Here is a 12710-nt window from a genome sequence, read left to right on the forward strand (position 1 = left end):
AAAATACGGCACAACATGACAAAAAAAAATTAATTAGCAAAGCTAAAAAGAAAAATTACCCCTAGCGGATGAGGTTCTTTTCATTTTAATTAGGATTTAATTTTTAGCATAATAATTAACCATTTATCTAGAATATTCAGACCAAGTGTTATATTTTTTCTTTTTGTTCTGATTTTTTAATTAAGTTTCTCTATAAATTAAGTGGACATTTCTTATTTTTAAAAACATCCAAAGATGCGATGTATTTTTTTATTTGCTACATCTCAAATGCGCTTTAAATTCTCAAGCTCGCCCCAATAATTTATAAAAACGATTGGTTGAGAAAAATTATGCGCGTTGATATTTGGTCAGATGTGGTTTGTCCATTTTGCTATATTGGAAAAAAACGTTTAGAGAGTGCGGCTGAAGAAGCAGGTGTCGACTTAGAAATTCATTGGCACAGCTTCCAACTTGACCCAGAAGCACCAACACGCCAAACAGTTTCCAATTCAGAACGCCTTGCACAAAAATATGGTCGCACAGTCGCTGAAGTTGAAGACATGCAACGCAATATTGCCAGCATGGCTAAAGAAGAAGGCATTGAATTTAATTGGAAAAATGCCAATTCTGGCAATACATTTAATGCCCATCGCCTGATTCATTTAGCACAAAGCAAAGGGCTGGGTAATGAAGCTAAAGAAGCTTTATTTTATAGCTATATGACTCAAGGCCTAGCCATTGGCGAACGTGAAACCCTTGAAGATGTGGCTGCACGTATTGGCTTAAACCCTGTTGAAGTTGATGATTTGCTCGATTCAGATGAATTTGCTGACTTTGTGAAATTTGATGAAGAGGTTGCACGTGAGCAACTCAAAGTTACGGGTGTACCATTCTTTGTATTTGATGAAAGAATTGCTTTAGCAGGTGCACAACCGAAAGAAGTCTTTTTACAAGTGTTAGATAAAGCTACTGCTCCACCTGAAACAAAAAATGCAAATCAATGCAATGACGACCAGTGCGAAACTCCTGAAAACTAAGTTCATTTTCATGTGAACTCAAATTTCAAAAAAAATTCTCTATCCGTAGGGAATTTTTTTTGCTTTTAGCTCCTCAAATTCTGCATTTGTCGCCAATGGTTAGATAAGAGACCGCGTGATGGCAGACCACCAGCTTAAACCTGTTTCAATGAGCATATTTAACACCAGCACCAAATAATCACCCACCTATTCTGCAACTGAAAATAGCTCAATATAAACATTCAACGAAACTGTTGTTTCGCTACATCATGCATGAGCAAATTCAGTAAAACCCCCTCTCTATAAGATGAAGCTTTTAACTGTAAATGATGTATTTTTCATCAATAAATTAAGCCTTTAGTTCTTGTGTTTATTCCTAAAATCAGAAGTAAAAACTATAGAGCAACAACTCTAACACCATGTTTTATATTGTATATTTATATTGCCGTTTATCTTGTATTGCCGAAACGATCATTTTTTAATATACCACTTTTGCTATTATTTTTATGTTTTTAAGATTTACCTTTTCTCCTTACTCAACATCGTTGAGTATTTGATTGTTAGGATATTGTGATGAACGCACTTCAATCTATTTTGGCTGTTTCTGTTTTAGCTCTTTCTTCTGCTGTATCTGCTCAAATCGTATACGTACCTGACTTCCCTGTTAAAAAATCAGTACAAACTGAAACTGCAACAGAAGTTCAAGCACCTGCTACTGATACAACAGAGACACAAAAAGCGGCTTAATCTATTTAACTAGATTTTTCCATTAAAAAACCAAGCATCCTTTATGGAGCTTGGTTTTTTAATTGCTTTTATTTTATGTAAGCATCAATCCAAAATTTTTATTTGTATTTTTTCCATGCAAAACTACATTTCAATATGACCATATTTGTCATCATAGCATTCGCATCATGATGACAATTTTTTACCCTAAATGACTAAAATTTCACTTTTTTATTAAAAAATGATCAATATTTTTAAAAATTCATGCAAAGAAATGCGGATTGTTGTTCCTGTTTCCATTTACCTCACTCTATAATCAAAACTTCTTTTTTATAAATGTCTTGTCCATCAGGCGGCGTTATGCAAGAACTACAAGCATTGATACAAGGTAAAATTTCTCCCTTTGCTATTAAAATTGATCATTTAATGGAAATGGCAGAAAAATACCCAGAACCCAATTCGTCAGAATATAAATTAGTGGAACTTGCCACCAATATTGTACTGAGCGCTTATTTAGAAAAAACACAAAAATATTTTTAAGGGCATCGAAGGTATGAATGTATTAGAAAAAGCACAGCTCCTTAAAGAACTCCATGATTTACTCAATCATTTAGAGAATCGTAGCCTTAATTTTTTTGAAATTGCCAAATCAAAGAATAGAATTAAGCAAATTTTCAAGCTATGTGATGAACCTATTTTTCATAAGCAACAAGCTGAATTTAAACGCCGCTCAGAGCCTAAGGCTTCTGCCATTGAGTTTGCTCAACAAAGTGCTTATGCACTGAGTTTTGTCGGCTATTTTGAACAAGAAGATACCCTATTAGAGCAATTTGGCTCACAACATCAGCTAGGCTGGGGTCTTTTACATCATAGCAATGCAAGCTGGAAAGTGATTGTTTACACCCCCCAGCTGACGCAGCCATGGCAAAGCCCGTGGGGAACGCTAGAACAGAGTTTTGCAGTAATGCAGACCCAGCATACCGAACATGGTCTATTGACCGATGAAGCATTATTACATGCGCAGCAAATACTGCCATTGGATAGTGTTGTTTCTCATGAGATTGTTACAGAAAACACTTCACCTTATTGTTTTGATGAAGTCATTATCACTGAGACAGATCCCTCGGACAATCATTCCATCAGTGTAAATAGTGACTCCAATACAGCAGAAGCAGAAGCAGAAGCAGAAGCAGAAGCAGAAGCAGAAGCAGAAGCAGAAGCAGAAGCAGAAGCAGAAGCAGAAGCAGAAGCAGAAGCAGAAGAGATTAGCTTATATGCTGATGTACCTACACAAACAGAATTTGGTGTGAACACGCCATTAATCCCCGACCCTATCATCGAATTTAAACCAGCACTGATCGAAGAACTCACACCGATGCCAGAGGTGGAGACTATACCGAGTCAGGAATTTAACGCACCAGAGCAAATCGCTTTATTTAAACTCAAAGCAGCAGTACAGGTCATACCACCCAAAACAGCCACTGAAGATGTTTTATTACACTTAAACATTGAAAGCATGCCTGAGCTTGATCAGCATGCCACGCTGATCATGCATGCCAATGCCATTGAGACATGGCAAAACATGCCAGCAACCTTGGCTGAACAAATCGATAGTGATAATAAATTTATTAAATATATTTTGCTATTTGGTGCACATAATCATAGCGCTGCCATGCGCCTATTAAATCAATATTGTCGCCATGCTAATTTGCATATCGCAGCCATTAAAGAATTAAGCCTCAATAGCTTAGGCATGGACTTTACAGATGCCGATTTGCTATTTCGTGCTTATCAGGAACGCGCTCATTTACTGTGGTCAATGGATCATTACTATCCTTATATTCCAGCGCATTTGGTGCATACCCCAAAATTCATTCTATTTGAAGAAGCAGCTGCAACACGTCAAACCCCCATTTTATTGCTCTTAGAACGGAATAAGACCCGAGTGATTCATGGCGAAAATCGAATGGCCTTTGATCATTCAGAATCTGCCTACCCTTACTTGTTGCTCAATCGCCAACAAGACATCACATGGCAACGCATTCACAATATTATTTTGGAGATGCCCCAACCGATTGATGTTTTGACCCTGTATCAAACCCTCAAACAAACTGAGCTGGAATAATTGCTGTCTTTTTGTATATTGCCTTGTTTTAAGTCAGCTTTTTCACCACACTAAAAAGATGATCATTAAGTACAAGGGATAAAGTCGAATGCGAACAATAAAAAAACCTTTTGCTTATAGCCTATTTATTTTTAGTGCGAGTTTAAGCTGTATGTCCAGCTTTGCAGCCGATACAGCAAATCCGCCCACTGAAATGACAGAGACTGATAGCACAGAACAGGGATTGTTATATCAAATACCACGCTTGATTGATGCAACACCAACAGTATTCCCTGAGCAATCTGAAGAGAGTACAGTACCCACCACTTCAGAAACTGAAAATTCGACATGGCCCGATCGACAACAAAAAAACATTCGCGAATGGGCCGATCGTACAGCACATAAAATTGATAATTGGTTTGGCGATACCAACCCTAACCACCCAGCGTCTGCAACACTACGGGTCATCTTAGACAGCACATGGAATAAACATGATGGTTATGAGCTAAGTCCTCGAATTCGAGGGAAAATTAAGCTCCCCACCCTAGAGCAAAAAGTGAGTGTGGTTTTTGGTGATGATAGTCTGGACAATGAATTGGCAAATAATGTGGCAATTACCAATGAAAACCCAGCCAGCCAAAATAATAAAAATATCGACAACAAAAAAACCCGTCAAGATAATGGCTCTATTGCCATACGCTGGTCAGAGTTTTCTAAACACGTCCCTTTTACAACCGACTTTGACATCGGGATACGTTCTGGAAGTGATATTTATGCCCGCTTGAAGGCATCTAAAGATTGGCAATTAGACAATGATTTTAGCTTTCGTGCAGAGCAAATTTACCGTTATGGTATTGATAGTAAAAACTACCTGCGTACCAATTTAGAGTTTACCCAAAGTAAGCCTCATCATCCTATTTTATCCAATCAATTCAACCTCACGTATGCTGATGCACAAGATGACGACTTAAGCTGGGACAATTTTAGTTTTCGTCAACACCAGTTTTTTAAAGGCAATAGCTTTAGCTACGGGCTTTATACCGGGGGTTATTATAATGACAGTGACTTACGCCTAAATAGCTATGGCCCATTTGTATCATGGCGCCAACCTGTATTACGCGAATGGTTTTTTGTGCAAGGTGATTTAAATTATCTGAATGATCATCGTGCTGATCGTAGCCACTTTCTAGGGGCATTGGTTCGTTTAGAGGCGCTGTTTTAAATCTAGTTTTTTAAATGAATCATGCTAAATATTTAGCCTCCCAAAGGAGGCTAAATATTTTGAGTGTGATACTTAATTACTTCAATAACAGACTATTAATACGTTTAATGTATTCCGCTGGGTTTTCAGGTAAACCACCTTCAGCAATCACGGCCTGATCAAAAATCACATTGGCCAAGTCATCAAATTGATTTGATGTCTCTAACTTTTTCACCAACGGATGCTCAGGGTTAATTTCTAAAATTGGTTTACTCTCTGGCACTGCCTGACCTGCTTGCTTCAACATACGAATCAACTGCGGTGAGAGCTCACCATCACCTGTCACTAAACATGCCGGAGAATCAACCAACCGTGTTGTCACTCGTACTTCTTTGGTTTTGTCCTTTAATGAACCAGATAGTTTTTCAATCACTGGCTTAAATTGTTCAGCTGCCTGTTCTAAAGCTTTTTTCTCTTCGGCATCTTGTAAATCGCCTAGATCAACTGCACCCTTCGCAATATTTTGCATTGGTAGACCATCAAATTCTGTCACGAATTCCATCGCCCATTCATCAACACGCTCAGACATCAACAACACTTCAATGTCTTTTTTCTTGAACAATTCCAGTTGGGGTGAGTTCTTTGCCGCAGTTAAGCTATCTGCAGTGACATAGTAAATCGCCTTTTGACCAGCCTTCATACGCGCTTTATAGTCAGTTAATGCAGTGCTCACATCATCATTTGTAGATGTCGCAAAACGTAATAATTTTAAAATTCGCTCACGATTACCAAAGTCTTCACCTAAACCTTCTTTGAGTACTGAGCCAAACTCAGCATAGAAGGTTTTGAATTTCTCTTGATCTTGGACATCTTCAGATTTCGCTAGACCATCTAAGACGGTCAAAATACGTCGTGTATTGCCTTCACGGATGGTCTTCACATCACGGCTTTCTTGTAAAAGCTCACGGCTGACATTTAAAGGCAAATCTGCACTGTCCACCACACCTTGCACAAAACGCAAATAGTTTGGAATCAGGCTATCTGCTTCATCCAAAATAAATACACGCTTCACATACAGCTTAATGCCAGCTTTTGCTTCACGGGTAAAAATATTACTGGCCGCTTTGCTTGGGATATACAGTAACTGCGTATATTCTGTATTTCCTTCTACGCGATTATGTGCCCAAGCCAATGGTGCTTCGTAGTCGTGGCTTAGATTTTTATAAAATTCTGTATATTGTTCATCTGTAATTTCATTTTTATTGCGCGTCCATAATGCACTGGCTGAGTTAATCGCTTCCCACTCATCCGTTTTTACATATTGACCGCCAGCTGGCGCTTCACCTTCTGCTGATTCTTCTTCCTGCCAAACTTCTTTTTGCATTTCAATTGGTAGGCTAATATGATCAGAATATTTATTAATAATTTGCTTTACTTTATAAGACTCTAAATACTCCAACGCATCGTCACGCAAGTGCAAAATAATGTCTGTTCCACGTGAAGCCTTACTAATCTGTTCAACCTCAAAATCACCCGTACCACCGCTAATCCAGCGTACACCGTCGGTTGCCTCTTCACCTGCACGGCGTGATTCCACCGTAATTTTTTCTGCAACAATAAAGCCTGAGTAAAAACCCACACCAAATTGACCAATCAATTGAGCATCTGACTTTTGATCACCTGTGAGTTTAGACATAAAATCTTTGGTGCCAGATTTAGCAATCGTCCCTAAATTATCAATGGCTTCTTGCTGGCTAAGACCAATACCATTATCTGAAATAGTGATGGTTTTATTGTCTTTATCTAAGCTAACGCGAACATGCAAATCTGGATCATTTTCGTAATATTCAGGATGGTTAATACCTTCAAAACGTAATTTATCGCATGCATCAGAAGCATTTGAAATTAATTCGCGCAGGAAAATTTCTGGATTTGAGTATAACGAATGGGTTACGAGATGCAGTAGTTGGGCCACTTCTGCTTGGAAACTGTGTTTTTGGGTATTCTGCTCGCTCATTGCTTACTCCTCATATTCATGAACAATTTTTTTATTAACTGTGTATATGAATGGAGTAAGTTTGCTTTTTTTCAATCCTCTACTGCTGATTTTTTCAGCATTAAAATGGACCTTTTTTATAAACGCGTTCTAAATATAAATCTAATTTTTGCTGGCGCATTTTATACACGTCCGTTAAGCAACTGACATTATCTAAACATTGGTCACGTAAGGCCAACCATTTGAATTGCTCATCTTGAATCAAGCCACGTGTACCCATAGGCACTAAACGCTTCACAATGCTGTATGTCGTCGCCATTTTAACATCAGCATCATTTAATCCCCCATGCTTACAGATCGCATGTTCTGTTGTGGTATTTGCTCGGGCACAATTAAAACTGGCCGCTTGAGTATTGACTGCAACTAAAGCAAAACCGATACAACTTAAAAGCACCACAAGCTTCATGCTCATCCCCAAATAAATCTGTACATTTTTCTTATACTGTAACAACTTAGCTGAAATTAAACAGGACAAATCTGCTCAAATTACACATGATCAACATATAGGCAAATAAAAAGCCCCGTCTAATGACGAGACTTTCAATGCAAATTCAGTTCTTAGAATTTGTAGCTATAACCCAGTGTATACACAACCGGATCAATATCTAAATCGAATTTAGTTTTACCAACAGCCAAAGCAGTTGCATCATCTAAAGTCACTTCAGGACTCAATTTAGCATAACGAACGTCAGCATATACGCCCCAGTTCTTTGCATCAGCTGGTTGATAGTTAAAGCCAATTTGGCCAGCAACGCCAAAGTCTTCTTTAACATCTTTAGCTACGCCTTTTTCATCCCAAGCAATAAATGCTGTACCACCTACACCAACATAAGGAGTGAAACGTGTATTATTTTTAAAATGATATTTAGCAGTGATTGTTGGTGGTAAGTGTTTTAACTTTGCAGAATTCACACCATTGACCATTACATCATGGTTAAACGGCGTTGCTAAAAGCAGTTCCGCAGAAATATTATCTTTAAAGAAATATTCAACAGAAGGCGTGAAACCATATTCTTGAGCGGCTTCAACAAGAACACCAGTAGCTAGTGTCGTATCGCTTGATGGCGCCAAAGATGAAGCACCAACTTTTACCTGCCATTGACCAGCCATTGCTGAAGCAGACATCCCCAATAATGCAATAAGAGCAGCTTGTTTTAACATATTAAACAACCTTCTAGAATGAATAAATAAATAATAAACATGAGTATTAATATTATGCAACCACATTATTTAATATTTTGAAAAGTTATTATCTAATATATTGTTTATTATGTATATTTATTTTAAACCAATCAGCTTGGTTGGTTTTAAAAATCCAACCAAACTGATTAACTTTTTACATTATATTTCCAACTCTTTTAATCAAGATTAATATTCCAATATTGATTAATTATGTGACTTGGTTTGCAATTAAAGTACCATTGCCGCGATCCAACCAAAGATCATTAATGGAATGTTGTAATGAATAAATGTCGGAACTACACTGTCTCTCATGTGATCATGTTGACCATCCATGTTTAAACCAGAAGTAGGACCTAGAGTAGAATCTGATGCTGGAGAACCTGCATCACCTAACGCTGCTGCAGTACCAATCAGTGCAATTGTTGCAGCTGGACTAAAACCAAACTGTAAGCATAGTGGCACATAAATAATGGCTAAAATTGGCACTGTCGAAAACGATGAACCAATGCCCAGTGTAATGAGCAAGCCTATCAGAAGCATCCAAAACGCAGCCAAACCTTGGCTATTACCAATCCACTGTACTGATGCTTCGACCAAAGCGGGTACCTGATTCGTCGCTTCAATAACCGATGCAAAACCTTGCGCAGAAATCATAATAAAGCCAACCAATGCCATCATACGCATGCCCGTAATAATCACATCGTCCGCTTCTTTCCATTTGAAAATGCCAGCAAAACTCAAAATACCGACACCAACCAAACCTGCAAGAATCATTGAGTCTGAATACAACTGTGCTGCTAGGGTCGCAACGACAGCTACACCTGCCATATAAATGGTGAATTTCGCAACTTGTGGTTTGCCATCATCATCGCTATCTACAGTGCCAGCAATCGTATGATGGGTTTGATTAACACTGACATCTGCATATTCACGCGGTTTGCGGTAACTGAAGAAAATCGCAATCAATAAGCCTACAAACATACCAAAAACGGGAATAGCCATTGCAGAAGGAATATCTGCAAAGTTGATTTGAAAACCGTATGGCTTACCGAAGGTATTGATGTTTTGACCTAAAATATCATTCAGGAAGATCGCACCAAAGCCAAAAGGTACCAACATATAGGTACCAACCAAACCAAAAGTCAGCACGCAGGCGATAAGACGGCGATCTAATTTTAAATGGTTAAATACGCTAAGTAGTGGTGGAATCAAAACTGGAATAAACGCGATATGTACTGGAATCACGTTTTGCGAGCACACAGCAGCAATCGCAACTGTTGCAAAAATCGTATATTTAACTCGGTTTTGTGCTTTGGCATTGCTACTGCCCTTGAGCTTAGTAATTAAATTATAAGCCAAAAGATCTGGTAAGCCTGAACGCGCCAATGCTAAGGCAAAAGCACCCAAAACACCGTAAGCCAATGCAATTTGCGCACCATTACCCAAGCCATTGTTAAATGCTTCAATCGTGCCATGGATGCCCAATCCAGCCATCAAGCCACCTGTGACAGCACCGATAATCAGTGCAAAAACCACAGGCACACGAGCCAATGACAGTCCAAACATGACTGCAATTGCGGTAAGAATAGCCAACATAAGTAAAAGGGAGTCTGAAAAAAGAACATATTTTATCAGAGTTTGTTTGCTATTCTGTACCCTCTTATCTATTTCAGTCGGTCATTCTTTAGAATGCTATTGCATAGGTTGACTAAGCTGTATGATGCTTATTCACAAACGCTTTGATATAGCTCGCGATTTTTTCTGGCTGACTGAGTATTGCCCAATGGTTCGCTTCAACTTCAATAACCGATAAATCCTCCACCCATTGGGGTAATGCATCTATATAGTCTGGACTAACAAAATTATCATGCTTTAAAACAATTGCTTGTACTGGGCAAACTGCATAGCGCTGTCTAGGTTGGCTTAAACGTGGAATAAAATTGGCACGGTACAAACTGATGCCGTATTTACCATCTTGCTGAATATTATGATTCAACGGAAGTTGCTTTTTCCGTTCCAACTCGTCGACGATTTTGCCCCAACGCTCAGGATTGAAAAAATGCCAAGCGCTCGGCGCTACAAATGGCAATTGAAACACTCCGATATACCAAGACTTGCTCAGCAATTTAAGTAAATTAACTTTATTCTCTTTAAACTGCTCTCGTAGCAACAGTGCAGCATGATCTAAGCATGGGCCTGAAATCGTGCTATACGACAGCAAACGGCCACGGAATTTCGCTTCAGTTGCAGATTCCCAAGACTGAATCGATCCCCAATCATGAGCAGCTAGATGGAACGCACGGTCTGGAAGTATCGCATTAACAACACTCTCTAAATCTCGTGACAGCTGTTCTAGGCGGTAATCTCGAATGCGTTTTGGAATACTGGATTGACCAGCACCTCGGACATCATAGGTTACAATATAAAAATCTTGTTGCAATTGCTGAATCACCAGCTCCCACACTTCTTGATTATCTGGGTAGCCATGTACCAGAACCAAAGCAGGTTTTTCTGGATTGCCCCATGTTTTTACATAAAGACGTTGCTGATCTGAGGTGTTTACCCACTGTGTACGTGCTTCCATGATACTTATCCTGTTACTGGCGTTTTATCTTGATGTTCTGGCAATGTAATCAATGCCTGTTTTTATAATCTGTTTTAGTATGATGACAACAGTATAAAAAGAAATTGACCGTTATGAGCCTATTCAAAAAAATTATGACAATACCCATTGTCTCGAAATTCTTACTCAATCACTATGCACCCTATAAAGGCGCTGGAATTGAAATTGATAAAATTGATCTGCCCAATTATCACATTCGGGTCAAAATGCCACTCACCCGTAAAAATCAAAATGTTGTCGGTGTACACTTTGGCGGTAGCTTATATTCGATGGTTGACCCCTTTTACATGCTGATTTTAATGCATCATCTGGGTTCTAAATACATTGTGTGGGACAAAGCCGCCACCATTCAGTTTCTTTCTCCTGGACGCGGTACGGTGTATGCCGATATTCGTTTAGACTTTCAAGAAATTGAGCATATTAAATCATTGGCTGAAAACTACGCACCTGTGCTACGTAACTATAGTCTCAATATTTTTGATGAAGCTGGGCTACGTATTGCTGAAGTTCAGAAGACGCTTTATATCCGTCGCAAACAACCTCACGCACGAAAATAAAAAAAAAAAGCGCTTGAACCTTCAAGCGCTTTTGCAATCGCGATTAGCGATTTTGTTCAATTGCAGCACCTGCACCGCCACCAATCGCACCACCAATGGCCGCACCAGCATTGCCACCAAATACGCTCTTACCAACAGCTGAGCCAATCGCACCACCTACACCACTGTAAGTTGCATTACGATTTGAGCCACCTTGTGCTTTACTACCAACTGCTGCACCTGCACCACCGCCAATTGCTGAGCCAGTACCACCACCGATGTTGTTACCCACACCGCCACCAATTGCACCACCTAAGGCAGCTGCACCAATACGCTGTTCATTTGCACTCATGCTTTCGCAACCTGCTAACATTGCAGTTGAGAAGATTGCAATTGAAAGTACTGCTACTGTTTTTTTCATATTCATGTTGAAGTCCCCGCTACTTATTTCAATGATAGGATACGTTTATTGTATGGATAGATACGATTTATATTGTTACGTCTCAGCATGAATTTGCTGTCATTTGTAAAAAAGCCCATATTTCAAAAGCATTTTGGGGTTAGCTATGCTATAAGCCGTTCATTCCAAAGGTAAAGCATCATCCCCTTCACTTAGTACTGTAATATCTCGCGTGACTGTTCCATTTGTGGTTTGGACTGCATGTAAAATTTTGGCACTACTCTTAGGATCCTGACGCTGATCGAGCTGTAAAGTGCGCTTCACGGGTGTAGCATCTTTTTTAAACTCCATACCTTCTGCGTCAATTTTTTTACTCTTAGAAATGATTTCACCATCTTGCTTAACCGTAGTGCTCAATTCGATTTTCGAAGTTGGAATAATCACACTGCCTTTTTGTACAACAGGTACTGATAATTGTTGCTCTGAAAAGGTCTCTTGACCATCTTGCAACTCAATTTCACGTGCAACGATGTCTTTACCATGATTGGTCATCTCTAACACCGTCGCACTCACTTGACGAACAGGTGCCTCACCTGCCACACGGCGAATCACTTCGGTCTTTAATACAGGCACAATCGCTTTATCTTGGATTTGAATACTATGTGGCATGGGTGCAGCCATTACAGATGCTGACATAGATAACAATGCGAGAGAAAATAAAGATTTACTGATTTTCATATGTATCCCTAATCGTTTAAAGTTATGAATAAAATATAAATGACATCGTTATATTTTTAATATAGGTAATTTAATAGACAGAATAAAGCTTTATTTTTCACAATAAAAAAGCCACCCGAAGGTGGCTTTTTATTCATTTAAAGGACTAA

General features: G+C 39.0%; 13 protein-coding genes. 6 read left to right on the plus strand and 7 right to left on the minus strand.

Annotated features, from left to right (window positions below):
* The first annotated feature begins 329 nt into the window (after window positions 1-329).
* From C9E88_RS14790 to C9E88_RS14810, 5 genes are all read left to right on the plus strand, one after another.
* Window positions 330-1016, plus strand: a complete 687-nt coding sequence (locus C9E88_RS14790) for a DsbA family oxidoreductase (protein ID WP_106985553.1) — start codon at window positions 330-332, stop codon at window positions 1014-1016.
* A 552-nt stretch (window positions 1017-1568) separates the two neighbouring features.
* Window positions 1569-1742, plus strand: a complete 174-nt coding sequence (locus C9E88_RS17635) for a hypothetical protein (RefSeq protein ID WP_167514215.1) — start codon at window positions 1569-1571, stop codon at window positions 1740-1742.
* 339 nt (window positions 1743-2081) lie between these two features.
* Window positions 2082-2261, plus strand: a complete 180-nt coding sequence (locus C9E88_RS14795) for a hypothetical protein (RefSeq protein WP_106985554.1) — start codon at window positions 2082-2084, stop codon at window positions 2259-2261.
* 13 nt (window positions 2262-2274) lie between these two features.
* Window positions 2275-3846 (plus strand): hypothetical protein, encoded by a 1572-nt coding sequence (locus C9E88_RS17565; RefSeq protein WP_162368818.1) that lies wholly within the window; start codon window positions 2275-2277, stop codon window positions 3844-3846.
* A gap of 88 nt (window positions 3847-3934) precedes the next feature.
* Window positions 3935-5047: a hypothetical protein gene (locus tag C9E88_RS14810; protein ID WP_106985558.1), complete on the plus strand. Its 1113-nt coding sequence runs from the start codon at window positions 3935-3937 to the stop codon at window positions 5045-5047.
* 76 nt (window positions 5048-5123) lie between these two features.
* On the opposite strand, the gene htpG is transcribed toward C9E88_RS14810, so the two are convergent.
* The 5 genes from htpG to C9E88_RS14835 all read right to left on the minus strand — a co-directional run bounded on the left by htpG (window position 5124) and on the right by C9E88_RS14835 (window position 10848).
* Window positions 5124-7043 carry a molecular chaperone HtpG gene (htpG, locus tag C9E88_RS14815; protein WP_106985559.1) on the minus strand — a complete coding sequence of 640 codons (1920 nt, stop codon included), beginning with the start codon at window positions 7041-7043 and terminating at the stop codon, window positions 5124-5126.
* 100 nt (window positions 7044-7143) lie between these two features.
* On the minus strand, window positions 7144-7488 hold the full coding sequence (locus C9E88_RS14820) for a lysozyme inhibitor LprI family protein (protein ID WP_106985560.1): 345 nt from the start codon (window positions 7486-7488) through the stop codon (window positions 7144-7146).
* Window positions 7489-7640: 152 nt separating this feature from the next.
* Window positions 7641-8243: an OmpW/AlkL family protein gene (locus tag C9E88_RS14825; protein ID WP_106985561.1), complete on the minus strand. Its 603-nt coding sequence runs from the start codon at window positions 8241-8243 to the stop codon at window positions 7641-7643.
* Between the two features lie 249 nt (window positions 8244-8492).
* Window positions 8493-9860, minus strand: coding sequence for a Na+/H+ antiporter family protein (locus tag C9E88_RS14830; protein ID WP_106985562.1), 1368 nt, complete (start codon window positions 9858-9860; stop codon window positions 8493-8495).
* A 112-nt stretch (window positions 9861-9972) separates the two neighbouring features.
* Window positions 9973-10848: an alpha/beta fold hydrolase gene (locus C9E88_RS14835; protein WP_106985563.1), complete on the minus strand. Its 876-nt coding sequence runs from the start codon at window positions 10846-10848 to the stop codon at window positions 9973-9975.
* Window positions 10849-10961: 113 nt separating this feature from the next.
* Here C9E88_RS14835 and C9E88_RS14840 point away from each other — a divergent pair, with 113 nt between their 5' ends.
* Complete coding sequence (locus C9E88_RS14840) at window positions 10962-11444, plus strand: DUF4442 domain-containing protein (protein ID WP_106985564.1); 483 nt, start codon at window positions 10962-10964, stop codon at window positions 11442-11444.
* 43 nt (window positions 11445-11487) lie between these two features.
* Here the strand turns inward: C9E88_RS14840 and C9E88_RS14845 are convergent, their stop codons facing one another.
* Both C9E88_RS14845 and C9E88_RS14850 read right to left on the minus strand, forming a co-directional pair.
* Entirely contained in the window at window positions 11488-11844 is a 357-nt protein-coding gene (locus C9E88_RS14845; protein WP_106985577.1) for a DNA transfer protein p32, read from the minus strand.
* 159 nt (window positions 11845-12003) lie between these two features.
* The gene (locus tag C9E88_RS14850; protein WP_106985565.1) at window positions 12004-12561 is read right to left on the minus strand and encodes a hypothetical protein; all 558 of its coding nucleotides are present in this window, start codon (window positions 12559-12561) and stop codon (window positions 12004-12006) included.
* Between the last annotated feature and the right edge of the window lie 149 nt (window positions 12562-12710).

Source organism: Acinetobacter cumulans (genome assembly GCF_003024525.3).
GTDB lineage: Bacteria > Pseudomonadota > Gammaproteobacteria > Pseudomonadales > Moraxellaceae > Acinetobacter > Acinetobacter cumulans.